This window comes from Rhodovulum viride, from assembly GCF_003265965.1.
Taxonomy (GTDB): Bacteria; Pseudomonadota; Alphaproteobacteria; order Rhodobacterales; family Rhodobacteraceae; genus Rhodovulum; species Rhodovulum kholense.
This window is the reverse complement of record NZ_MUAV01000002.1, coordinates 168986-192697: the sequence shown is the minus strand read 5'-3', so window position 1 is coordinate 192697 and position 23712 is coordinate 168986. Positions and strand designations below refer to the sequence as shown.

General features: G+C 68.3%; 22 protein-coding genes. 12 read left to right on the top strand and 10 right to left on the bottom strand.

All coding sequences use genetic code 11. From position 1 onward, the window contains the following. Nucleotides 1-17: 17 nt before the first annotated feature. Nucleotides 18-857 carry an HTH-type transcriptional regulator BhcR gene (gene bhcR, locus BYZ73_RS02275; protein ID WP_112314747.1) on the bottom strand — a complete coding sequence of 280 codons (840 nt, stop codon included), beginning with the start codon at nucleotides 855-857 and terminating at the stop codon, nucleotides 18-20. A gap of 178 nt (nucleotides 858-1035) precedes the next feature. Between bhcR and bhcA the strand changes: the two genes are divergently transcribed. From bhcA to bhcD, 4 genes are all read left to right on the top strand, one after another. Further along, entirely contained in the window at nucleotides 1036-2214 is a 1179-nt protein-coding gene (gene bhcA, locus BYZ73_RS02270) for an L-aspartate--glyoxylate aminotransferase BhcA (RefSeq protein WP_112314746.1), read from the top strand. A gap of 7 nt (nucleotides 2215-2221) precedes the next feature. Beyond that, on the top strand, nucleotides 2222-3193 hold the full coding sequence (gene bhcB / locus BYZ73_RS02265; protein WP_112314745.1) for a beta-hydroxyaspartate dehydratase BhcB: 972 nt from the start codon (nucleotides 2222-2224) through the stop codon (nucleotides 3191-3193). Between the two features lie 127 nt (nucleotides 3194-3320). Further along, entirely contained in the window at nucleotides 3321-4484 is a 1164-nt protein-coding gene (gene bhcC, locus BYZ73_RS02260) for a 3-hydroxy-D-aspartate aldolase BhcC (protein WP_112314744.1), read from the top strand. Nucleotides 4485-4542: 58 nt separating this feature from the next. Next, nucleotides 4543-5508 carry an iminosuccinate reductase BhcD gene (gene bhcD / locus BYZ73_RS02255; protein WP_112314743.1) on the top strand — a complete coding sequence of 322 codons (966 nt, stop codon included), beginning with the start codon at nucleotides 4543-4545 and terminating at the stop codon, nucleotides 5506-5508. A 24-nt stretch (nucleotides 5509-5532) separates the two neighbouring features. On the opposite strand, the gene BYZ73_RS02250 is transcribed toward bhcD, so the two are convergent. After that, the gene (locus BYZ73_RS02250) at nucleotides 5533-6534 is read right to left on the bottom strand and encodes a zinc ABC transporter substrate-binding protein (protein WP_112314742.1); all 1002 of its coding nucleotides are present in this window, start codon (nucleotides 6532-6534) and stop codon (nucleotides 5533-5535) included. An 81-nt stretch (nucleotides 6535-6615) separates the two neighbouring features. Here BYZ73_RS02250 and BYZ73_RS02245 point away from each other — a divergent pair, with 81 nt between their 5' ends. Genes BYZ73_RS02245 through BYZ73_RS02235 form a run of 3 tightly spaced genes read left to right on the top strand, consistent with a single transcriptional unit; the run spans nucleotide 6616 to nucleotide 8667 of the window. Continuing rightward, nucleotides 6616-7104 (top strand): Fur family transcriptional regulator, encoded by a 489-nt coding sequence (locus BYZ73_RS02245; protein WP_112314741.1) that lies wholly within the window; start codon nucleotides 6616-6618, stop codon nucleotides 7102-7104. Beyond that, nucleotides 7101-7889: a metal ABC transporter ATP-binding protein gene (locus BYZ73_RS02240; RefSeq protein ID WP_112314740.1), complete on the top strand. Its 789-nt coding sequence runs from the start codon at nucleotides 7101-7103 to the stop codon at nucleotides 7887-7889. Before BYZ73_RS02245 ends, BYZ73_RS02240 begins: the two co-directional genes overlap by 4 nt. After that, the gene (locus BYZ73_RS02235) at nucleotides 7882-8667 is read left to right on the top strand and encodes a metal ABC transporter permease (RefSeq protein WP_112314739.1); all 786 of its coding nucleotides are present in this window, start codon (nucleotides 7882-7884) and stop codon (nucleotides 8665-8667) included. The genes BYZ73_RS02240 and BYZ73_RS02235 overlap by 8 nt, the downstream gene beginning before the upstream one ends. 5 nt (nucleotides 8668-8672) lie before the next feature. Here the strand turns inward: BYZ73_RS02235 and BYZ73_RS02230 are convergent, their stop codons facing one another. The 6 genes from BYZ73_RS02230 to cydD form a co-directional block, all read right to left on the bottom strand. Further along, nucleotides 8673-9656 carry an SLAC1 anion channel family protein gene (locus BYZ73_RS02230; RefSeq protein WP_112314738.1) on the bottom strand — a complete coding sequence of 328 codons (984 nt, stop codon included), beginning with the start codon at nucleotides 9654-9656 and terminating at the stop codon, nucleotides 8673-8675. A gap of 214 nt (nucleotides 9657-9870) precedes the next feature. Beyond that, a complete protein-coding gene (cydX, locus tag BYZ73_RS02225; protein WP_075787192.1) occupies nucleotides 9871-9996 on the bottom strand; it encodes a cytochrome bd-I oxidase subunit CydX in 126 nt (41 codons plus the stop codon). A gap of 15 nt (nucleotides 9997-10011) precedes the next feature. Continuing rightward, on the bottom strand, nucleotides 10012-11163 hold the full coding sequence (gene cydB, locus BYZ73_RS02220; protein ID WP_112314737.1) for a cytochrome d ubiquinol oxidase subunit II: 1152 nt from the start codon (nucleotides 11161-11163) through the stop codon (nucleotides 10012-10014). A gap of 6 nt (nucleotides 11164-11169) precedes the next feature. Continuing rightward, nucleotides 11170-12768, bottom strand: coding sequence for a cytochrome ubiquinol oxidase subunit I (locus BYZ73_RS02215; protein ID WP_108024226.1), 1599 nt, complete (start codon nucleotides 12766-12768; stop codon nucleotides 11170-11172). A gap of 199 nt (nucleotides 12769-12967) precedes the next feature. Continuing rightward, nucleotides 12968-14632 (bottom strand): amino acid ABC transporter ATP-binding/permease protein, encoded by a 1665-nt coding sequence (locus BYZ73_RS02210; RefSeq protein WP_112314736.1) that lies wholly within the window; start codon nucleotides 14630-14632, stop codon nucleotides 12968-12970. Next, nucleotides 14629-16332, bottom strand: coding sequence for a thiol reductant ABC exporter subunit CydD (gene cydD, locus BYZ73_RS02205; protein WP_245943027.1), 1704 nt, complete (start codon nucleotides 16330-16332; stop codon nucleotides 14629-14631). Before cydD ends, BYZ73_RS02210 begins: the two co-directional genes overlap by 4 nt. Before the next feature lie 142 nt (nucleotides 16333-16474). Between cydD and BYZ73_RS02200 the strand changes: the two genes are divergently transcribed. The 4 genes from BYZ73_RS02200 (at nucleotide 16475) to BYZ73_RS02185 (ending at nucleotide 20583) form a co-directional block, all read left to right on the top strand. After that, nucleotides 16475-16912, top strand: a complete 438-nt coding sequence (locus BYZ73_RS02200) for an RrF2 family transcriptional regulator (protein ID WP_108024220.1) — start codon at nucleotides 16475-16477, stop codon at nucleotides 16910-16912. Nucleotides 16913-16988: 76 nt separating this feature from the next. Then, nucleotides 16989-18278: a glycerate kinase type-2 family protein gene (locus BYZ73_RS02195; RefSeq protein WP_112314734.1), complete on the top strand. Its 1290-nt coding sequence runs from the start codon at nucleotides 16989-16991 to the stop codon at nucleotides 18276-18278. Nucleotides 18279-18390: 112 nt separating this feature from the next. After that, nucleotides 18391-20157 (top strand): sugar phosphorylase, encoded by a 1767-nt coding sequence (locus tag BYZ73_RS02190; RefSeq protein ID WP_112314733.1) that lies wholly within the window; start codon nucleotides 18391-18393, stop codon nucleotides 20155-20157. A gap of 6 nt (nucleotides 20158-20163) precedes the next feature. Next, nucleotides 20164-20583, top strand: a complete 420-nt coding sequence (locus BYZ73_RS02185; protein ID WP_108024214.1) for an NUDIX hydrolase — start codon at nucleotides 20164-20166, stop codon at nucleotides 20581-20583. A gap of 4 nt (nucleotides 20584-20587) precedes the next feature. Here the strand turns inward: BYZ73_RS02185 and BYZ73_RS02180 are convergent, their stop codons facing one another. Further along, complete coding sequence (locus BYZ73_RS02180) at nucleotides 20588-21820, bottom strand: glycosyltransferase family protein (protein WP_112314732.1); 1233 nt, start codon at nucleotides 21818-21820, stop codon at nucleotides 20588-20590. 86 nt (nucleotides 21821-21906) lie between these two features. Further along, nucleotides 21907-22686, bottom strand: coding sequence for an HAD-IIB family hydrolase (locus BYZ73_RS02175; protein ID WP_245943026.1), 780 nt, complete (start codon nucleotides 22684-22686; stop codon nucleotides 21907-21909). A gap of 249 nt (nucleotides 22687-22935) precedes the next feature. Here BYZ73_RS02175 and BYZ73_RS02170 point away from each other — a divergent pair, with 249 nt between their 5' ends. Then, nucleotides 22936-23709 carry a phosphoadenylyl-sulfate reductase gene (locus tag BYZ73_RS02170; protein WP_220086783.1) on the top strand — a complete coding sequence of 258 codons (774 nt, stop codon included), beginning with the start codon at nucleotides 22936-22938 and terminating at the stop codon, nucleotides 23707-23709. Nucleotides 23710-23712 lie beyond the last annotated feature (3 nt).

The window sequence follows — 23712 nt, the reverse complement described above, 5'->3', positions numbered from 1 at the left end:
CGGACCCGAAAAATCCGCTACGCGGATTTTTCCCCCGCTTCCGGAAGACCCACTGTCCCGCCGATTGCGGCCGTGACCCGATCCGCCGCGGCGCGGACTTCGGTCCCGATCCGCGCCGCGGCCTCCAGCGGGATCCGGAACGCGGGGCCCGAAACCGACAGCCCCGCCACCGGTTCGCCATGGGCGTTGAAGATCGGTGCCGCGATACAGCGCATGCCCTCGGCGCGTTCCTGATCGTCTATGGCATAGCCCCGTGCCCGGGTCCGGGCCAGATCCTCGCCCAGCGCCGCCTCGTCGGTGATCGACAGCGGCGTGAAGCCCGGAAGTCCCTTCGATTTCAGGATCGCCGCGACCCGGGCCGGCGGCAGGTGCGCCAGAAGCGCCTTGCCGATCCCCGAGGTATGCATCGGCCCGCGTGTGCCGGGGGGAAAGAAGGCCCGGATCGCCTCATGGGTTTCGACCTGGGTCAGGAACAGCACCTCGTCGCGATCCTCGACCCCCAGATTGGCGGTTTCGCCCGTGGCCCGCATCAGCGCCTGCATCGCTCCCCGGGACCGTTCGGCGACATTGGTGCGCCGCAGGAAGCCCGATCCGATCCGGAAGGCCCCGGGCCCCACATGCCAGCGCTGCGCCTCGTCTTCCAGTTCCACGATGTCGTGCCCCTGCAGCGTGATCAGCACCCGGTAGACAGTGGCCGGGCTCTGGTCGGTCAGCGCGGCCAGTCCCGAAAGCGTCAGCCCCTTGGTTTCGCTTAGCGCCGTCAGCAGTCCCATCGCCCGGTCGAGCGCGCGGACCGTGTTCTGCTCGGTCTTGTCATGAAAGGCGCGCGGGCGGCCGCGCAGGCGGGGCTGGGACATCCGAGTCGGTCCTTGAGGTTGAAAGTGAAATGTTTTTTCATAATGTGAGGGACGTGAAACCCATTGGGAATGAATGACTTTATCACGTTTTTCGCCATGCGGAAAAGCCTTTCAGAAAAAATTGCGCCGCAGCGCAACCGGGCGCTATCCCTTGGAAAGCCAGATGAAGGACCGCCCGATGCACGCCTTGAATCCGATTTTTCTGCCCGGCCCGACCAACCTGCCCGAGGCCCTGCGCCGGGCCTGCGACATTCCCACGATGGATCACCGCTCGGCCGCTTTCGGGCCGATCCTCGCCTCCGCCATGGCCGGGGTGAAGCAGGTTCTGGGCCTGTCCGAGGGCGAGGTCGCGATCTTTCCCGCGACCGGGACCGGGGGCTGGGAAGCCGCCGTGACCAACACGCTCCGGCCCGGTGACAAGGTTCTGGCCGCCCGCCACGGCATGTTCTCGCGGAAGTGGATCGACCTCTGCCAGCGCCACGGGCTCGACGTCGAGATCGTCGAGCGGCCCTGGGGCGAGGGCGTGCCGGTCGAGGCCTTCGCCGCGGCACTGGCGGCCGATACCGGCCACCGGATCCGGGCCGTCCTTGTCACCCATAACGAGACCGCGACCGGTGTCACCTCTGATGTCGCGGCCGTGCGCGCGGCCATGACCGCGGCCGGGCATCCGGCGCTTCTGATGGTCGATGGCGTGAGCTCGATCGGGTCGATCGACTTCCGGATGGACGCCTGGGGCGTGGATCTGGCGGTGACCGGTTCGCAGAAGGGTTTCATGCTGCCCGCGGGGCTTGCCATCGTCGGGATCGGCCCGAAGGCCCTGGCGGCGATGGAAACCTCCGGGCTGCCGCGCTGTTTCTTCGATATCCGCGACATGCTGGGCGGCAACTATCCCTACACCCCGCCGGTCGGGCTGATCAACGGACTGGCGGTCTCGACCGGTCTGCTGCTTGAGGAAGGCATGGAGGCCGTCCGCGCCCGCCACCACCGCATCGCCGAGGGCGTGCGGCGTGCGGTCGCCGCCTGGGGGATGACGACCTGCGCGGCCCGGCCCGAGCTTTGCTCGGACACGGTGACGGCCATCGTCACGCCCGACGGGGTCGATGCGGGCCGGATCGTGCGCCATGCGGCCGAGGCCTATGGCGTGGCCTTCGGCGGGGGCCTGGGCGAGGTCGCGGGCAAGGTCTTCCGGATCGGCCATCTGGGTCTGATGAGCGACGTGATGGCGCTGTCGGGCATCGCTACCGCCGAGATGGCCATGGCCGATCTCGGCCTGCCCGTCCGGCTTGGCAGCGGCGTTGCCGCCGCGCAGGAGCATTATCGCAACAGCAGGACCGCGCCCGTGCGGGCGGCGGCGTGAGGACGTCATGAAGGACCACGCACCCCTCTACATTCCGACCTATGACGACGTCATCCGCGCCCATGAGCGGATCGCTCCCCATATCCACCGCACGCCGGTGCTGACGTCGTCCTGCATCGACGGTATGGCGGGGGCCTCGCTCTTCTTCAAATGCGAGAATTTCCAGAAGGCCGGTGCCTTCAAGGTGCGCGGCGCCTGCAACGCGGTCTTCGGTCTCGATGACGAGAGGGCGGCACGGGGCGTTGCCACCCATTCCTCGGGCAATCATGCGCTGTCGCTGTCCTATGCGGCCGGTCGCCGGGGCATTCCCTGTCATGTGGTGATGCCGCGCACGGCACCGCAGGCCAAGAAGGACGCGGTGCGCGGCTATGGCGGCGAGATCACCGAATGCGACCCCTCGACCAGTTCGCGCGAGGCGGTCTTTGCCGAGGTCGAGGCCCGGACCGGGGCCGAATTCGTCCATCCCTACAATGACTGGCGGGTGATCGCCGGGCAGGGCACCTGCGCGCGCGAGCTGAACGACCAGATCCGCGATCTCGACGCGGTGATCGCGCCCATCGGCGGCGGCGGAATGGTGTCGGGCACCTGCCTGACCCTGTCGAGCCTCGCGCCGCATGTCGAGATCTACGCCGCCGAGCCCGAGCAGGCCGATGACGCCTATCGCAGCTTCAAGGCCGGGCATATCATCGCGGACGATGCACCCGAGACGGTGGCCGACGGGCTGAAGGTGCCGCTGAAGGATCTGACCTGGCATTTCGTCTCGTCGAACGTGACCGACATCCTGACCGTCTCGGAAGCCGAGATCGTCGAGGCGATGAAGCTGATCTGGAAGCGGATGAAGATCGTGATGGAGCCGAGCTCGGCGGTGCCGCTGGCGGCGGTGCTGAAGAACCGCGAGGTCTTCGCGGGCAAGCGCGTGGGCGTGATCGTGACCGGCGGCAATGTCGATATCGACCGCCTGCCCTGGATGACGGCCTGAGATCCGCCGCGGTCCCGCGGCAATGGTGAAACATGACCCCGGCGGGATGCGGACACCCTCAAGCCTGCCGCGGGCCGAAGGAAATTTCGCGCGCGTCCGGTGCGCTTGGGAACCTGGGAGAGATGCAATGAAAGACGTGACCGATTTCGACGGGCTCGAGGTGGGCTATGATATCCCGGCCCTGCCGGGGATGGCCGAGGCCGAGATCCAGACCCCCTGCCTGGTGCTGGATCTCGACGCGCTCGAGCGCAACATCACGAAGATGGGCGACTGGGCCAAGGCGCATGGGGTGCGCCATCGGGTGCATGGCAAGATGCACAAGTCGGTCGATGTGGCCAGGCTGCAGGAACGGCTGGGCGGGGCCTGCGGGGTCTGTTGCCAGAAGGTGTCCGAGGCCGAGGTCTTTGCGCGCGGCGGGATCAAGGACGTGCTGGTGTCGAACCAGGTGCGCGATCCGGCCAAGATCGACCGGCTGGCGCGGCTGCCCAAGCTGGGCGCCCGGACGCTGGTCTGCGTCGACGATCTTGCGAATGTGGCCGATCTGTCCGAGGCGGCGGTGCGGCACGGCACCGAGATCGAATGCCTGGTCGAGATCGACTGCGGCGCCGGGCGCTGCGGCGTGACCGCGACGCCCGAGGTGGTCGCCATCGCCAGGGCCATCGATGCGGCGCCCGGGCTGCGCTTTGCCGGGCTGCAGGCCTATCAGGGCGCGATGCAGCACCTCGACGCCTATGCGGACCGCAAGGCCAAGATCGACCTCGCCGTGGCGATGGTGACCGAGGCCGTCGAGGCGCTGAAGGTCGAAGGGCTTTCCTGCGACATTGTCGGCGGCGGCGGGACCGGGTCCTATTACTTCGAGGGCAGCTCGGGCGTCTATAACGAGCTGCAATGCGGGTCCTACGCCTTCATGGATGCCGATTACGGACGCATCCTCGATGCGGACGGCAACCGGATCGACCGCGGCGAATGGGAGAACGCGCTTTTCCTGCTGACCTCGGTGATGAGCCATGCCAAGGCCGACAAGGCGATCTGCGATGCGGGGCTGAAGGCGCAATCGGTCGATAGCGGCCTGCCGGTCGTGTTCGGGCGCGAGGATGTGAGCTATGTGAAATGCTCGGACGAACACGGGGTGATCGCGGATCCCGAGGGCGTGCTGAAGGTCGGCGACAAGCTGAAGCTTGTGCCCGGCCATTGCGACCCGACCTGCAATGTCCATGACTGGTATGTCGGCGTGCGCAACGGCACCGTCGAATGCCTCTGGCCGGTTTCCGCGCGCGGAAAGGCCTACTGATCGACGTGACGGGGCCTTCGGGCCCCGATTTTTCTGCGAAAAATCGTGCAGGGGTAAGATGTTTGTCGTTCCGGAAAGCGAAATTGCAGGGCTCGTGTCGCCCGCGCAATGTTTCGAGGCGGTCGAGGCCGTCTTTTCCGCCATGGCCCGCGATGAGGCCTATAATTTCCCGGTGATCCGCGAGTCGATCGGCCATGCCGACGCGCTTTACGGCTTCAAGTCAGGCTTCGACCGTGCCGGAAAGGTGCTGGGTCTCAAGTCGGGCGGCTACTGGCCTGGCAATGTTGAAAAGGGGCTGGCCAACCATCAGTCGACCGTGGTGCTGTTCGACCCCGACACCGGCCGGCCCGCGGCTCTGGTCGGCGGCAACCTGCTGACCGCGCTTCGCACGGCGGCGGCGTCGGCGGTCTCGATCCGGCATCTGGCACGCAGCGACTCGCGCGTGCTGGGCCTCCTGGGCGCAGGCCATCAGTCGGCCTTCCAGATGCGCGCCGCCGCCGCCGAGCGTCCCTTCGAGAAGGTGGTCGGCTGGAACTATCATCCCGAGATGCTGCCCCGGCTGGCCGAAACTGCCACCGAGCTTGGCCTGCCCTTCGAGGCGGTCTCGCTGGAAGACCTCGGCGCGCAGGCCGATGTCATCGTGACCATCTCGTCATCCTTCGCCGCGCAGCTTCTCGATGCCCATGTCCGGCCCGGCACGCATCTGGCCTGCATGGGCACCGATACCAGGGGCAAGCAGGAAATCGACCCGGCGATCTTCGCCCGGGCGAGGGTCTTCACCGACGAGGTCGCGCAATCCCTCAGCATCGGCGAGGCCCAGCACGCGGTCGCGGCCGGTCTGATCGGCGCGGACGATATCGTCCAGATCGGCGGGGTCATCAACGGCACCGTGCCGGGGCGCCAGTCCGACGATGACATCACGCTTTTCGACGGCACGGGCGTCGGGTTGCAGGATCTGGCGGTGGCGGCCCGGGCGGTCGCGGCGGCCCGGGCCAAGGGCGTGGCGGTCGAAGTCGATCTTTGAGCAGCGCCCCCACCCGGTCGGGGCTCAGCCGTCCGAGCCGGTGACGCAGTCGGCGATGGTCCGGGCGAGGTCCGTCAGCAGCGCCGGGTAGAGGTCGGGGCCGTAGGCGAGCGTGCTGCCCGACGGATCGAGCGGCGCGCCGACCCGCACATCGGTGCCCTCGGCGATGGCCTCGGCATAGGCCGGGTCGTGCTGGGCCTCGGGGAAGAGACATGCAACGCCATCGGCGCGCAGCTCGTCCCGCAGCCCGGTCAGCCGGGCAGCCCCCGGATCGGCGGCATCGCCCATGGCGATGGACCCGGCCACGGTCAGTCCGAAATGCTCGGCGAAATAGCCGTAAGCGTCGTGGAAGACCATGATCGGCCGGTCGCCGACCGGGGCCAGCACTTGCCGTGCTTCGGTTTCGGCGGCCGCGATCCGGTCGAGCGCAGACCGCGCATTCGCCTGGTAGATGGCGGTATTTTCGGGATCGGCTTCGGCCAGGGCACCGCTGATCCGCAGCACCCAGACCCGGGCGTTTTCCGGATCGAGCCAGGCATGCGGATCGGTGCCTTCGTGATGGTGATGCTCTTCCTCGGCGGCGTGATCGTCGGCATCGTGATCCGCGTCCGGCGCGGCGGCCCCGTGATGCTGATCTTCGGCATCGGCCTCGCCCACATGCTCGTGGTCATGATCGTGCCCGTCCGGCGTGCCGTAGCTGCGCCGATACGTGCCCGGGGCTTCGATCAGCGCGACGGCCTGCGCGTCGGGGCCAAGCCCCTTCAGCGCGCGGTCGAGCCAGGGCGTCAGTTGCGGGCCGACCCAGAACACCAGACCGGCCTCGCTGATCGCGCGGGCCTGCGAGGGCTTCAGCTGGAAATGATGCGGGTCGCCGCCCTGATCCAGCAGGATCTCGGGGCGGCCCAGATCGCCCATCACCTCGGCCACCAGCGACTGGACCGGGGGAATGTCGGTCACCACACGCGGCGGCTGGGCAGCCGCGGGCGCGGCGAGGGCCAGAAAAACAGGGAAGAACAGGGGGCGCATGGACCGACTCCTTCGAAATGGCGCTTGCGGAAGATGCCCCGGAATGAATATGTTATAAAATAACAAGTCAAGAGGGTCCGGATGAGAATCGATGCCGAGCGGGTGTTTTCCGCCCATGACCATGCCGCCTGCCGCCAGGCGACGCTGGAGCGGGCCGAGGAAATCGTCGCGGCCGAAGGGCTGCGCCTGACACCGGTGCGCCGCCGTACGCTTGAGATCCTGCTTGAATCGCATCAGGCGCTGGGCGCCTACGAGGTGCTCGACCGGCTGGTTGCGTCGGGCTTCGCCCGCCAGCCGCCAGTGGCCTACCGGGCGCTCGATTTTCTGGTCGATCACGGGCTCGCACACCGCATCCGGCGGCTCAATGCCTTTGCCGCCTGCATGCGCCCGGGCGAGCCGCACCGCCCGGCCTTCCTGATCTGCGACACCTGCCAGGCGGTGGCCGAGGCGCCGGGCACCGCCGTTGCCGACGCGATGCTGGCCGCGGCCGGCGCGGTCGGGTTCGAGATCGAGCGGATGAGCCTCGAGGCTGTCGGCCGCTGCCCCGCCTGCCGCGAGGCGCGGGCATGACGCTGGTGGCCGCGCGCGGGCTGACGGTGCGCTATGGCGGGGTCGCCGCGCTGACCGGGGTCGATTTCGAGATCGGCGCGGGCGAGATCGTCACGCTTGTCGGGCCAAACGGGTCGGGCAAGTCGACGCTTCTGCGGGCGGTGCTGGGCGCGGTCCGGCCGACGGCGGGCGTCGTCACCCGGCGCCCGGGGCTCACGATCGGCTATGTGCCGCAAAAGCTTGCCATCGACGACCGCATGCCGCTGACGGTGCGCCGCTTCCTGTCGTTGCCCGTTCGGCACGGGACAGCCGAGGTCGCGGCGATGCTCGGCCGGGTGGGCGCGGCCGGGCTCGAGACCCGGCAGCTGACCGCGCTGTCGGGCGGGCAGTTCCAGCGGGTGTTGCTGGCCCGCGCGCTTCTGGGCGGTCCGGAACTTCTGATCCTCGACGAGGCAACGCAGGGGCTCGACCAGCCCGGAACCGCGGCCTTCTATCAGCTGATTGCCGACCTGCGGCGCGAGACCGGCGCCGCGGTGCTGATGGTCAGCCACGACCTGCATGTGGTGATGAGCGCGACCGACCGGGTGCTCTGCCTCAACGGCCATGTCTGCTGTCAGGGGCAACCCCATGTCGTGACCGCCGCACCCGAATACCGGGCGCTGTTCGGCCATGGCACCCATGGCACGATGGCGCTTTATCAGCACGAACACGATCATGCCCATGACGGCTGCGGACACGGCGCGGCGGCCGGGTCCGAGGCACATCCCCACGCCCATGGTGCAAAACCGGAGGCCGCCGATGCTTGACGATTTTCTGGTGCGCGCGGCGTTGGCGGGCATCGCGGTGGCGCTGGCCGCCGGGCCGCTTGGCGCTTTCGTGGTCTGGCGGCGCATGGCCTATTTCGGCGAGGCCACGGCCCATGCCGCAATCCTGGGCGTGGCCATCGCGCTGGGCTTTTCGATCTCGATCTTCGCGGGCACGCTGGGGGCTGCCCTTGCCATGGCGCTGGCGGTGACCTCGCTGTCGGGGCGGGGGCTGGCGATGGACACCGCGCTGGGCGTCGCCGCCCATGCGGCGCTGGCGGTCGGTCTGGTCTCGGTCTCGTTTCTCAGCGGGGTGCGGGTCGATCTGTCGGCCTATCTCTTTGGCGACATCCTCGCGGTCGGCCGCACCGATCTGGCGGTGATCTGGGCCGGTGCGCTGGCGGTGCTGGCGCTGATCGGCTGGCGCTGGACGGCGCTTTTGACGGTCACGGTCAGCGAGGACCTGGCCGCGGCCTCGGGGATCGACCCGGGGCGCGAGCGGCTAATACTGACGGTGGCGCTGGCGCTGGTGGTCGCGGTGGCGATCCAGGTGGTGGGCGCGCTTCTGATCGTGGCAATGCTGATCGTTCCGGCTGCCGCGGCCCGGCCCTGGGCGCGCACCCCCGAGGCGATGGCGCTGATCGCCTCGGGCATCGGCGCGGCCGCGGCCCTGGCCGGGCTTTGGGGATCCTACCAGTTCGACACGCCCGCCGGACCCAGCATCGTGGTCGCGGCAAGCTGTGCCTTCGCCATTGGCTTCGCCGCGCCCCGGCGGGGCTGAGGCCGCTATTCCGGCTGGCAGATCTCGTTCCGGGCAATCGCCAGCAGCGTGCGCCCGACCAGCCCCGCGATCACCACGCTGAGGAAGGCCAGAAGCCCGCCGCCCAGCCACAGATGGACGGCCGAGCCGGTGGTGGTGGCATAGATAAAGGTCGCGATGGTCAGCGCGGCCAGCGGGAACGAGAGCGCCCAGAAGGACAGCGCGAAAGGCAGGCGCAGGATGCGCGGCAGCTGGGTCGCCACGATCAGCGCGAAGACATAGGCGGCATTGAGCAAGAACATCGCCAGCGAGTCGAGCCCGCCATTCAGCCGCATCCACGAGATGAAGCCGACGGCGGGGGGCGCGATCAGGATCACCAGCGTCGGCTGCAGTCGGCTGGGGAGCGGATCGTGAAAGGTCAGCCGGTTCATCACCAGCGTCAGCAGCACGATCCAGAACAGCGCCCCGCCAGAGAAGAACAGCCAGGAAATATCCGGGTGGCCGAGCGGTACGCCCGCGACGGGCACCAGGATATTGCCGACCGGCGGGATGAACCAGGCGGCGTTCAGGTGGATCGGCTGGAAGGGGCGGTGCCCGATCCAGTCGGCGATCACCAGAAGCGACAGGATCCCCTGAAGCGCGGTCCCCGCGATCCAGACCGGCTCGGCCAGCGCGGGATACTGGCCGAGCAATGCCACGGACAGCAGGATCAGCGAGATCGAGGCGGTGGGAAAGAAGGCCAGCCGCACCGGGTGGCGCCATTCGGCCGCGGCCATCGGCAAGCGCGTCAGAAGCTTTGTCGAATAAAGCGCCGCGACCGCGGCCAAGAGTGCCGAAGAGGCAAAGAGCAGGTAATGTGAGACGGGGAGGGTCAGCCCCAGCGCCTGTTCGCCCGCATGCCAGGCCAGCGTCAGACCCATCATTCCCATCACCGTGGCGAAGAAGGTGACGGGAAAATGCGCCAGCCGGCCTTCGCGGCTGCCGGGCTCGGTCTCTGCGGTCGTGCTCATGTCGGTCGCGCCTCCTGTAGGGCTCTGGTTCCAAGCATGCAAGAAATTGCATGTGTCGTGCCCATATAGGGTCGACTCAAATGAAATGTCAAAGAATCATCTTTTGGGGCCGCAACATTTCCGGCCGGACCTTGCGGGCACGAAAAAAGGCCCGCGCCAGCGGCACGGGCCTTATGGGTGCGGGGCATGGCCCCGGTTCAGGACGGCGACCGGCCTAGCGGTCGTGGCGCGGCTTGCCGTCCATCATGGTGCGATCCGCGTTCAGCTCCAGCCACATCGCGTTGACGACGGCGAAAAGCGCGGCCAGCGGCAGGCCGAGGATCCAGGCGAAATACCACATCTTCGGGTTCCTTTCTCAGTAGACCGAGTCGCTTTTGTCGACGACGTCCGAGGCCGTGACCTTGCCCCAGAGCACCTTGTAGACCCAGGCGGTGTAGGCGAGGATCAGCGGCACGAAGATCACCGCCGAGACCAGCATCACGAACAGCGTCAGATGCGAGGACGAGCTGTCCCAGACCGTCAGCGACGAGTTGGGGTCGATGCTGGACGGCAGGATGAACGGGAACATGGTCAGCCCGACCGAGGCGATGATGCCGAGGATCGACAGCTTCGAGGCCAGCATGGTCCAGCCCTCCTTGTCGGTCCTGAAGCCGAGGAAGGCCAGCGCCGCGCCAAGGAAGCCCAGCGCCGGGGCGATGACGATCCAGGGCCGCGCCTCATAGGCCGCCATCCAGGACCCGCCCTTGACGACCGCGTTCATCAGCGGGTTCGACGGTCCGTCGGTCGCGACCGGGCCCACAAAGCTGTAGGCGTCGATCCCGCCCGCAAGCCAGAGGCCCGCCAGCGCATATGTGACGATGGTGGCAATGGCCGCCCAGGCGCCGAAGGTCCGGGCGCGGTCGGCCACCATGCCCTCGGTCTTGAGCTGGAGCCAGGCCGCGCCATGCATCACCAGCATCGAGACCGACACCAGCCCCGCCAGCAGCGCATAGGGGTTCAGCAGCCCGAAGAACGACCCCTCGTAGATCGACATGAGATCCTCGGTCAGCCGGAACGGTACGCCCTGCAGGACGTTGCCCACCGCGACGCCGAAGACCAGCGCGGGCACGAAGCCGCCCACGAACAGCGCCCAGTCCCAGGCCGCGCGCCAGCGTTCGTCCTCGCGCTTCGAGCGGTACTTGAAGCCCACGGGGCGCAGGATCAGCGCCGCGAGGATCAGGAACATCGCGATGTAGAAGCCCGAGAAGCTGACCGCGTAAAGCGGCGGCCAGGCGGCGAAGATGGCGCCGCCGCCCAGGATGAACCACACCTGGTTGCCTTCCCAGACCGGGCCGACGGTGTTGATCGCCACCCGCCGCTCGATATCGGTCCGGGCGACGAAGGGCAGCAGCGTGCCGACGCCCAGATCGAAGCCGTCCGTCAGCGCAAAGCCGATCAGAAGGACGCCCAGAAGCCCCCACCAGATCACCCGAAGGATCTCGAAATCCACGAATTCATGCAGGATCATGGGTCTTTACTCCGCCGGTTCGAGGCCGCGTCCGCCGGTCAGGCGGTCGGTATGGCGCCGGGTCCAGTCGTCGGTTTCGGCGACGTCCATATAGGGCCCCTTGAGGATGTATTTCCGCATCAGCCCGATCTCGATCACGAAGAGGACCGAATAGAAGGTGATGAAGCCCGCGAGCGTGAAGGCGACCTGGGCCACGCTGAGCTGGCTGACCGACAGCGCGGTCGGCAGCACGCCGTCGACGGTCCAGGGCTGGCGGCCGAACTCGGCCACGAACCAGCCCATCTCGGCCGCGATCCAGGGCGTCGGGATCGCCACCACCGCGGCGCGCAATGCCCAGCGCGGAAAGCGCATGCCGTAGAAGTTGGCGCGGATGAAGAAGAACAGCATCAGTGCGATGAAGCCGAAGCCCAGGATCACCATCACCCGGAAGGCCCAGAACAGCGGCAGCACCCCCGGCACCGTGTCCTGCGCCGCCATGGCGATCTGGTCATCGGTCGCCAGGCGCGGGTCGTCGAGATAGCGCTTGAGCAGGAAGGCAAAGCCCAGATCGGCGCTGTGCTGCTCGAACTGCGCGGTCAGCTCGGGCGCTGCCGCGCCCCGGTCGGCACGGATCTGCATCAGCGCGTCATAGGCGATCAGCCCGTTGCGGATGCGGGCCTCGGCCTCGTCCACCAGCTGGTTGATGCCCGGCAGTTCCTCGGTCAGCGAGCGCGAGCCGATCAGGCCCATCACCACCGGCACCTGGATCGCGTATTTGGTCTCGCGGTCGGCCTGGTCGGGAATGCCGAAGAGGTTGAACGGCGCGGGCGCCTCATGGGTTTCCCACATGCCCTCGATGGCGGCGAGCTTCATCTTCTGGGTATGGGTGGCGTTATAGCCCGACTCGTCGCCGAGGACCACCGCCGACAGCGCGCCTGCAAGCCCGAAACTGGCCGCGACCGCGATCGACCGGCGCGCCAGCTCCACATGGCGGCCCTTCAGCAGATACCAGGCCGAAACGCCCAGCACGAAGATCGAGGCCGTCACATAGCCCGCCGAGACGGTATGCACGAACTTGGCCTGCGCCACCTCGTTGAACATCACCTCGAAGAACGAGGTCATTTCCATCCGCATGGTCATCGGATTGAACTCGGCCCCCACCGGGTTCTGCATCCATCCGTTTGCGATCAGGATCCAGAGCGCCGAGAAGTTCGACCCGATCGCCACCAGCCACGTGACCACGCAATGCCCCACCTTGGACAGCTTGTCCCAGCCGAAGAACATGAGACCGACGAAGGTCGCTTCCAGGAAGAAGGCCATCAGGCCTTCGATCGCCAGCGGAGCGCCGAAGATGTCGCCGACATAGTGGCTGTAATAGCTCCAGTTCATCCCGAACTGGAATTCCATGGTGATGCCCGTCGCGACCCCCAGCACGAAGTTGATGCCGAAGAGCGTGGCCCAGAATTTCGTCATCTGGCGCCAGACGGGGCGGTTGGTCATCACATAGACCGTCTCCATGATCGCCACGATGATCGACAGACCAAGCGTGAGCGGCACGAAGAGGAAGTGATACATGGCTGTCATGGCAAACTGCAGCCGGGACAGCTCGACGATGTCGAGTTCCATTGATGGCCTCCTTTGGCCCTTTCCCCTCATTACATAATATGTCGGGATTCCAAGCCGTTGGTGTTAACGGTGGAGGGCGGCATATTAGACGTGTTCCAGATATACCTTTGTATGCAGCGGTGCGGCATGCCAATACGGCATAACTGCGATGCGTCTCGGGCGTGCGACGGCCCCGGCCCCCGCGATGGCGGCGGGACGGTCAGGTCATAGCGATCAGCCGGTCGGCCCAGTCGCGTTCGGCCTTGCGGTGCGAGGCGGTCAGGATCGCGGCCTCGGGCAGGATCTCGCGGATCGCGCCCAGCACCCGGGTCGCGGTCGGCCGGTCGAGCCCTTCGGTCGGCTCGTCCAGCAGCAAGAGCCGCGGCCGGCGCAGCAGCGCGCGCGCCAGCGCCAGACGGCGCTGTTCGCCGCCCGAAAGCCCGGCGCCGTTTTCCTTCAGGGGCGCGTGCAGCCCGCCGCGCGCGGCGACCGTCGAGGACAGCGCCACCGCCTCGAGCAGGTCCAGCGCCTCGCGTTCGTCGAGATCGGGATCGGCCAACGCCAGCATGTCGAAGAAGCTCTGGCCCAGAAGCATGCTGCGCTGGGGCAGGTAGGTCATTTCGGCCCGCAGCCGGGTTTCGGGCAACTCGTCGATCGGGCGGCCTGCCAGCCGGATGGTGCCCGCCTCGGGCTGGATCAGACCGGCGGCCAGCGCCAGCACGGTGCTTTTGCCGCTGCCCGACGCCCCGGTCAGCGCGACGCAGGCGCCGGGGGCGAGCGTCAGCGAAAAGCCCTGCAGCACCGGCGCCTCGGCACCCGGATGGCGGTAGGCGATGTCGGTCATCTCCAGCGCCGGACAGGTGGCGTCCGGTGCTGTGGCAGGGGCCGGACGGGCGGGCGTTCCGGCTGCGGCCTCGCCGGGCAAGAGTCGGGTCACGCGGCGGGCGGCATCGAGCATCCGCCCCAGATCGGCCAAGCCCCGGCGCAGGGGCTGCACGGTTTCCGACAGGGCCAGCGCCACGAAAAAGCCCAGAGCGGCCTGTGCGGGCGTGATCGCGCCACGGGCGACGAGCACGCCTCCCAGCGCCAGCGCCGTGCCGGTGGCCAGCGTGGTGGTCAAGGACAGCGCCAGCCCCGCCCGGCGTTCCAGCCGGTCGATGGCGCCGAGGTTCTCGCGCATCCGGGCCTCGGCCAGCTGCACCGCCTCGGTCTGTTCGGGCAGGCGGCCATAGACCACCAGATCGTCGCGGGCGCGCAGCAGGTCGATCAGCCGGATGCGGAAGGCCTGCAGCGCCTTCTCGGCCCGGCGCGAGGGGGCCAGCGCATGGCGCCCGGCCCAGACCAGCACCAGCCCGCAGCCCAGCGTGAAACTGGCGAGGATCCAGATCGCCAGCGTGAAATCGGTCATCCACCACAAAAGCGGGAAGGCGGCGACGTAAAGAATGACCCCGGTGACCGCCGGAATGAAGAGCCGCAGCACCACCCCGTCAAGTGCATCCACATCGGCCACCAGCCGGTTCATGGTCTCGGCACCCCGAAGCCGCGACAGCGTCTGGAACGGCAGGGCCAGCACGCCCCGCAAAAGCGCCACGCGGATGTCGGTCAGCGCCTTCAGCGTCGCGTCATGGGTCAGCAGCCGTTCGCCATAGCGCGCGGCGGTGCGGCCAAGCGCCAGAAAGCGCACCGAGGCCGAGGGCTGGAAGACGTTGAAGGCGATGCCGATGCCCGCAAGCCCGGCCGCCGCCGCGGCGGTGATGAACCAGCCCGCAAGGCCCAGCAGCGCCACCCCCATCGCCACCACGATCACGGCAAGCGCGGTGCCCCGGATCAGCGGGCCGCGCTGGGCGCGCCAGGTCAGGCGCAGGATCTGCAGGATGTCCCTCATGCCGCATGCTCCGGTCTGATGGCGATCTGGCGATCCATCCGCGCGGCAAGCGCCGGGTCATGGGTCGCCACGATCAGCGCGACGCCGCCCGCCGCGAGACCCAGCAGCCCCTCGGTGACCAGCGTCGCGGTCTCTTCGTCCAGATCGGCGGTCGGCTCGTCGGCCAGCAGCAGGTCGGGATGGGCGTGCGCCGCGCGCGCCACGATCAGCCGCCGCGCCTCGCCGCCCGAGACGCCGACCCCGGTCTCGCCCAGCCGTGTGTTCAGCCCGCGCGGCAGCTGCGCCACCACGCCGTCGGCCGCCGCCAGCTCCAGCGCGGTGTCCAGCGGCAGCTCATGCCCGGGCCGCAGCGCCAGCGTCAGGTTCTTGCGCAGCGAGCCCGACACGAAGCGCGGCTGTTGCGGTAACCAGCCCAGCCGCGCGCGCCAGGCATCGGCGGTCTCGGGCGACAGCACAGTGTCGCCGATCCGGATCTCGCCCTCAGCGGGGATCGCCATGCCCGCAATCAGCCGCAGCAGCGAGGACTTGCCGATGCCAGAGGGTCCGGTGATCGCTAGCGTCTCGCCCGCGCCCAGATCGAAATCCGGGAACCTGATCAGCCGCCCGCCCGGCGGGCGATAGGCGAGGCCTCTGACCGACAGCGCGTCGGCGGTTTCGAGCGGCCGTGCCGAGGCGCCGAGCCCGAGGAAGGTGGTTTGCTCCTGCGCCTCCAGTTCGGCCAGTTCGCGCGCCACGGCATTGGCGTCGGCCTTGTCATGCCAGGCGGCGGCCAGATCGCGCAGCGGCTGGAAATAATCGGGGGCCAGCAGCAGCAGGAAGATCCCTTCGGTCGCGGTCAGCGGAGTGCCCCAGGCGCCGAAAGTCAGCTCGCCCAGCAGCGAGAAGCCGACATAGACCGCGACCATGGCGATGCCGATGGCCGAGAAAAGTTCAAGCACGGTCGAGGACAGGAAGGCCACGCGAAGCACCTCCATGGTGCGCCCGCGCAGCCGGTCGGCGGCCGACCGGAAACTGTCGACCGTGCGCTCGGTCGCGTCCAGCAGGCGGATGTCGACCAGCGCCGTCAGTCGTTCCAGCAGCAGCACGTTCATGTTCGACAGCTCTTCCATCTGCCGCTCGCTGGCCTTCTTGGCGGCGATGCCGACCAGCGCCATGAAGATCGGGATCAGCGGCCCGGCGAACAGCAGAACCAGCCCGATCGCCCAGGAAAAGTAGAAAGTGACCGCCAGGATCACCAGCGGCACGAAGGTCGAGCGGCGCTTGGCCGGGGCATAGCGGGTGAGGAAGGGCGTCAGCGCGGCCAGCTTTTCGGCGGCCAGCGTCGCCGTGACGGCCGCGGGCGGGCGGGCCGGGTCGTCGGTGGCGCGGCGCGATTCCCGCGTGACCAGCCGCGCGCGTTCCAGCGCCAGAACGATGTCGGCGGCGCGGAACGACAGCGCGCCCGCCTGATGGTCGAGCATCGCGCGCCCGACGCCCACCGCCACGAAGACGAGGGCAAAGGCCCAGGTGGGCCCCCAGGCGGTTTCGGGCTGCAACATTTGGCCCAGGGCCAGTGCCACCGCCGCGGCCTGGATCAGCCACAGCAGCGAGGCTGCGGTGGCCATCGCCCCCGCCCTCTCCAGCAGGCTCATCACCGGGGCCGTCATCTGGGAAAGCCGCCTGGCGGCCGGATCGTCCTTCTTCGCGTGTCTACGGCTCAAGTCCCGCCCCGTCACCCGTTTCTGAAGCGCCCCGCATCCGGGATCGGCGAAGGGCTTGCGTGATCTTTAACAGGCTCTATTCTCGTTTGAACCCGTATGTGAGATAGATCATTATCCCCCAGGACTGGAAAAGAGAACCCCGATGCGTCTGACCACCCGGACCAATATCGCGATGCGGGCGCTGATGTATTGCGCTGTGAATGGCGGGCGCACGGTGCGCAAGTCGGACATCGCCTCCGCCTGCAACACCTCCGAGAACCACATGGCGCAGGTCATCAATACGCTGGCGCATCACGGGCTGGTGAAGACGACGCGCGGCCGGAACGGCGGTCTGACCCTCAAGCGCACGCCCGAGGACATCACCGTGGGCGAGGTTTTCCGCCATCTCGAATCGGGGGTGCCCTTTGCCGAATGCTTCGATCCGGTGACGAATACCTGCCCGATTTCCTGTTGCTGCCTGCTGAAGGGCGCGCTGCAGCGGGCACTGGCCGAATTCTACGCCACGCTCGACGGCGTCACCCTGGCCGATCTGGTGGCGGGCAACCGCGATCTGGAAGAGGCGCTGGCGCTGGCGTCCTGAGATCGCGGCCCATGCCGTAGGGTCAGGCCCGCGCGGGGCTCTTGCCAGAGGCCGAGGACGCCCCATCCTTTTCGACATGACAGTTGTTTCGCTTTCCGTCGACCCAACCGAGCCCTCCGGCTTTCTCAGGGCGCTTTTCGACCTGGCCGTCGCGGCGGCAGATCCGATGCGGATCGTCCCGGCCGCGCTGCCGCCCCGTCCCGCGGGGCGGGTGGTGGTGGTGGGGGCCGGCAAGGCCTCGGCGCGGATGGCCGAGGCGGTCGAGACCGCCTGGGGCCCGTGCGAGGGGCTGGTGATCACCCGCTATGGCCATGGCCGTCCCTGCGCGGGCGTCGAGATCGTCGAGGCCGCGCATCCGGTGCCCGATGCCGCAGGCGAGGTCGCGACCCGGCGGGTGATGCGCCTGCTGGACGGTCTGGGCGAGGACGATCTGGTGCTGGCACTGATCTCGGGCGGCGGCTCGGCCCTGCTGGTGCAGCCCGCCGGGCAGATCACGCTGGAGGAAAAGCGGCTGGTGACCTCGGGGCTTCTGGCCTCGGGCGCGCCGATCGGCGAGATCAACGGCATCCGCAAGGAAATATCGGCGGTCAAGGGCGGTCGTTTGGCCGCCGCAGCCTTTCCGGCGCGCGTGCTGGGCCTGCTGATTTCCGACGTGCCGGGCGACAATCCGGCCGATATCGCCAGCGGGCCCACCGTGGGCTATCGGGGCGACGCGGCCCGGGCTCTGGCGGCGCTGACGCGCTGGGGGGTGGTGCCGCCGCCCTCGGTGCAGGCCTTTCTCGAGGCGGGCGGCGATCCGGTCCGCCCCGACGACCCGCGTCTCGGCCGGGTCGAGAACGCGGTGATCGCGGCGCCCGCCCGGTCTCTGGAGGCCGCCGCCGAGGCCGCGCGCGAGGCGGGCTGTGCGGTCGAGATCCTGGGCGATGCGCTGGAAGGCGAGGCCCGCGAGCTGGCCGAAGCCCATGCGGCGCTGGCCTTGGCGCGGCAGGCCGCGATGGCGCCTGGCGATCCGCCGCTTTTGTTGCTGTCGGGCGGCGAATGCACGGTGACGCGGCGGGGCGACGGGGTCGGCGGGCCCAATGCCGAATATGCGCTGGCCCTGGCCGTTGTACTGGAGGGCGCGCCCGGGATCGACGCCATCGCCTGCGACACCGACGGGGTCGACGGCGCGGACGAGGTGGCGGGCGCGGTGATCGGCCCCGGCACGCTGGCCGAGGCGGCGGCGCTGGGGCTCGACCCGGCGGCAGCGCTGGCGGTCAATGACAGCCATGGCCTCTTTGCCGGGCTGGGCGCGCAGGTGGCCCCGGGGCCGACCCTGACCAATGTGAACGACTTCCGCGCCATCCTGATCCGCCCCAAGCCGTGAGCGGCGCCCAAATCCCGGGCAGTGACCCGGTCCGCGGCCCGTTTGGCGCGGCACGGGCTTGCAAGCCTCCCGTCCGCGGGCAACAAACAAGAGCGGGAAACGCCTGGACGCCATGACCGACACGACGCAGACCCTGCGCATCAAGCTGGCCGGCCTCGTTGGCCGGATCTATCCGGATCAGGACCGCGAGCTTCTGATCGACCGGATCGTCGAGGCGTTCTGGCCCGAGGGCGCGCGCCCCCGCCGCCGCGCCCGGATGCCGTCGAACCGGCTGTGGTCCTCCGAGGACTCGATGGTCATCACCTATGGCAACAGCTTCACCGACGGCCAGCACAAGCCGCTCGACCTGCTGAACGATTTCCTGCACCGGCATCTCGAGGGCACGGTCGGGGGGGTGCATATCCTGCCGTTCTTTCCCTTCACCTCGGATGACGGTTTCGCGGTGACCGATTACCGGTCGGTCAATTCCAATCTCGGCGACTGGGAGGACATCCAGCGCATCGCGGGCAGCTTCCGGGTGATGTCGGATCTGGTGTTGAACCATGTGTCGAGCCAGTCGAACTGGTTTCACGACTACCTGCAGGGCCACGAGCCCCATGACCGCTTCTTCTTCGAGGCCTCGCCCGAGGACGATCTGGCGCCGGTGGTCCGCCCGCGCACCAGCCCGCTGCTGCGCGCGGTCGAGACGGCGAACGGCCCCCGCCATGTCTGGTGCACCTTCAGCCACGATCAGGTGGACCTCGACTTCCGCAACCCCGAGGTGCTGCTGGAATTCCTGCGGATCATGCGGCTGCATGTGGACAATGGCGTGCGCATCGTCCGGCTGGATGCGGTGGCCTTCCTGTGGAAGGAACCCGGCACGCCTTCGATCCACATGCCCCAGACCCATGCCATCGTCCAGCTGATGCGGGTGCTCTGCGATTTCGCGGTCGAGCCGATCGTTCTGCTGACCGAAACCAACGTGCCGAACCACGAGAATCTCAGTTATTTCGGCAACCGGAACGAAGCCCATGCGGTCTACAACTTCTCGCTGCCGCCGCTGATCCTGCATGCGCTGCTGTCGGGCACGGCCGAATACCTGCACCGCTGGCAGGCGACGATGCCGCCCGCGCAGCTGGGCTGTGCCTACCTGAACTTCACCGCCTCCCATGACGGGATCGGCATGCGCCCGGTCGAGGGGCTTTTGCCCGAAGAGCAGATCGGCGACATCATCGGCGCGATCCGGTCCTTCGGCGGCGAGGTGTCGATGCGCTCCACCGTCGGCGGCGGCGAGTCCGCCTACGAACTGAACATCACCTGGTTCGACGCGATGAAGGGCACCTTCGCGGGCGAGGACCAGTGGCAGGTCGACCGGTTCCTCTGTTCGCAGACCATCGTCATGGCGCTGGAAGGGATCCCGGCCTTCTATGTGCATGCGCTGCTGGCGACGCCCAACGATCATGCCGGGGTCGAGAAGACCGGGATCAAGCGCGCGATCAACCGGCACCGCTGGGATTACCCGGCCTTGCTGGCCCTGCTGGACGATCCGTCCAGCCTGCAGGCGCTGGTGCTGCGGCAGATGAAGCGGCGGATCGGCATACGCCGCCGCCAGCCCGCCTTTCATCCGAACGCGACCCAGTTCACGCTGCATCTCGATCACCGGCTGTTCGGGCTCTGGCGCCAGAGCCTCGACCGCGACCAGTCGGTCTTCGCTCTGCACAATGTCAGCGCAGAGGATCTGTCGGTCTCGCCTCTGTCGATCAACCTCATCGGCGGCGAGGACTGGGTCGACCTGCTGTCGGGCGAACGGATCTCGCCCACCGGCACCGAAATCCCGTTCGCGCCCTATCAGTGCCGCTGGATCTCGAACCGCGACGGCGCCGGGCCGGGCGCGGGCTAGGCGGCGATGACGGCGGAGGGGCAAAGGCCGCTGGTCGCGGTGCTGGCCGTGGTGATCCGCGCGGGCCAGGTGCTGCTGGTGCGACGTGCCAACCCGCCCGATGCGGGCTTCTGGGGCTTTCCCGGCGGCAAGGTCGACTTCGCCGAGCCGCTGCTGGCCGCCGCGGCCCGCGAGCTGTTCGAGGAGACCGGCATCCGGGCCGAGCCGCAGGCGGTGCTGACCGCGCTCGACGCGCTCGACCGCGGGCCTGACGGGCAGGTCCTGGGGCATTTCGTTCTGGTCGCGGTTCGCTGCCTCTGGCAGTCGGGCGCGCCGGTCGCGGCCGACGACGCGCTCGAGGCGCGCTGGGTCGCGCTTGACGATCTCGAGGCGCTGGCGCCGCAAAGCGCCGATGTCACCCGGGTGGCGCGGCTCGCCGCCGGATGAGCCTTCAGTCGGCCGAGGGCCCGAAATCGGCCGCGTCCGCCGCCACCGCCGCCAGCATGTCGTCCATCAGCGTCGGGTCGGCCGAATGCACCCGGTTCCAGGTCGGGATGAAGGGGGTCTCGGCGGGATTGTCCAGAAACACCCGCCCGGCCTCGGTGATGTTCTGGGCGAACATCTCGATGATGTTCTCCTCGGCATGGCGGTCGAGGCTCAGCCCGTTCATCCGCGCGTCGTTGTAATAGCAGTCCAGAAGGTCCAGCGCCTCGCGGTAATAGGTGGCCTTCAGCGTGCGGAAGATCTCTTCGGAAAAGACCGTGCCGTCGGCCGCAAGCTTGCGGAAGATCGACTTGCAGATATCGACCGACATCCGCGACAGCCCGCGCGAGGCATCCTCGGGCGAGACCGGCTGGTGCTTGTGGTCATAGGCGTCCGAAATCTCGACCTGACAGACCGAGCGCGGCGCGAGATTCCGCCAGGCCTCGGACAGGACCCCGATTTCCAGCCCCCAGTCCGAGGGGATGCGCAGGTCGGGCAGTGGCGCCGTCCTGAGCGCGAATTCGCCCGACAGCGGGTAGCGGAAGGATCTGAGGTAGTCGAGGTAATCGCGGTCGCCGATGGTCTTCTTCAGCGCCAGCAGGATCGGGCTGACCAGCAGGCGGCTGACCCGGCCGTTCAGCTTGCCCTCGCCGATCCGCGGATAGAAGCCCTTGGCCAGCTGATAGGGGAAGTTGGGGTTCGCGACCGGATAGACCAGCCGCGCCAGCATCTCGCGCGTGTAGGTGACGATGTCGCAATCATGCAGCGCCATCACCGCGCTGTCCTTGCAGGCCATGAGGTAGCCCATGCAGAACCACACATTGCGCCCCTTGCCGGGTTCGCCCGGTGTCAGGTTGTGCACGTCGAGCCGGGCATGGATCGCCTGCATCCGCGGGCTGTCCTGCCAGATCACCACATGGTTCTGCGGCAACCGGCCGAAAAAGCGCAGCGCATGGGCGAACTGGTCCTCGTCGGCCTGGTCTAACCCGATGACGATCCGGTGCAGGAACGGCACCTCGGCCAGTTCGTCGAGGATCTTGGGCAGCGCGTCGCCCTCCAGCTCGGAAAACAGCGAGGGCAGGATCAGGCTGATCTTGCGGGTCTGGGCGAAGGTCGTCAGCTCGTGCACCAGAAGCTCGGCCGGGGCCGAACGCAGGTTGTGCAGGGTGGCGACATTGCCGTTCTGGTGAAAATCGGCCATGGGCGCGGCTCCTTGCCGGGACAGCGACCGTCCCGAAGAAAGACAGGGCCGGGGCGGGGGCGCCCCGGGAAAAGACAGAGGGACCGTCAGATCCCGAAATCAGCAATAACCTGCAGCACAGCCTGGTTCCAACCTTTCGGCCCGGCTGCGGCGATCCGCTGGATGCGGCCTGTTTCTTCGCCATCGAGAGGCGGCATCGGCGCGCGATGCGGATTGGCGATGATGAAGCCCTGATCGGCCTGTTCCAGCATCTCGCGGTCGTTCGGCGCATCGCCCAGCGCCACCATATAGGGCGTCGAGTAACGCGCCGCGATCTCGGCCATCTGCCCGGCCTTGCTGGCCCCGAACGACAGCGTCAGGAAGCGCCCGCCCTCGCGTCCGCTGACGCCCTGCGCCCGGAGGGCTGCCAGAAACTCGGTCTTCTCTGCCTCGCTGCCCGACCAGATGCCGGGTTCGGAATAAAGCCGTTGCGCGGCCAGCGCGGCGGCCTCGGGCGCCAGCCCCGTCGCATCGGCGATCCAGTGCGCGCCGCCATCGCCAAACCCCCGGAACCGCTGACGAAGCGGGGCGGGCACCTGATTGAGCGCGGTACGCAGCGCCCGGTAGCGGCTGCCCGTCCGGGGGGCCTCGGCGCCCGGTTCCAGAATGCCCGCGCCGTTCTCGACGATGGCCGGATGCGCGGCCAGGCCCAGGTCGGCCCGAAGCGGCGCGATTTCGGCGGCGGTCTTCGACGAGGCGAGGATCACCGGCACCCCGGCCCCGCGCAGCGCCTCCAGCGCCGGGGCGGCGGCTTCGTGGGAATAGGTTTCGTGATCCAGCAGCGTGCCGTCGAGGTCGGTGAAGATCAGCAGGACTGGGCGGGGCATCGGCATCCTTCGCGGCGTGGGGCATCGGTGGGGGAATGGGGTGGGGATACGCCGCCTGCGGCGATTTGGCCAGAGCGGGAGTTCGATGCCAGCCGGGTCGCCGAGTCATGCCAATGTGACAGGCACATGTCAGAGAGTGGCGAAAAATCACGCAGCGGTGTCGCGCGGCCTTCGGTCCCTGTGTCGCGGGTTTTCCCGACTCTTTTAGGGTGATACTTCTCGGCCATTGCCGCGCAAGGGAATGTCAGAATGTCCGATCCCGTCTCCGATGCGAAACGCGCCTCTGAAAGCGCCTGGCCCCCGGGCGGCGCGGACCGGCTGCTGGAGGCGCTGCAGGCCGACCACATGCCCGATCTGGGCCATGTCGACATGGTGGGGCTGTTGCTTGACCCGCGGCTGGGCAAGCGCGCGCTGGTGTCGTCCTTCGGCACCGAAAGCGCGGTGCTTCTGCATTACGTGACCCGGATCTTTCCGCGCATTCCGGTGCTGTTCATCGAAACGGGGCGGCATTTCGCCGAAACGCTCGCCTATCGCGACCAGCTGGCCCGGCGGCTCGACCTCAATCTGGTCGATGTGCGCCCCGACCCGGCGACCGTCGCCGCCGAGGACCCGCATCACAGGCTGGCCCATGAAGACCCGAACATGTGCTGCCTCTTGCGCAAGACCTTCCCGCTGGCCGATGCGCTGGACGGGTTCGATACCTGGATTTCCGGGCGCAAGCGGTTTCAGGCCTCGACCCGCGCGGCCCTTCCCGCGATCGAGCGCGACGGCGCCCATCTCAAGGTCAACCCGCTGGCCTTCTGGACGAAAACCGACATCGACGCCTATTTCACCGCGCACCGGCTGCCGCGCCACCCGCTGGAGGCCGCGGGCTTCCGGTCTATCGGTTGCGAGCCCTGCACCCGCGCGGTTCGGCCGGGCGAGGATGCGCGGGCCGGGCGCTGGGCCGACAACCCCGAAAAGACCGAATGCGGTATCCATCTGGGACCGGACGGGCGCTTCGTGCGCCGCCGTCCGGCCTGAGCC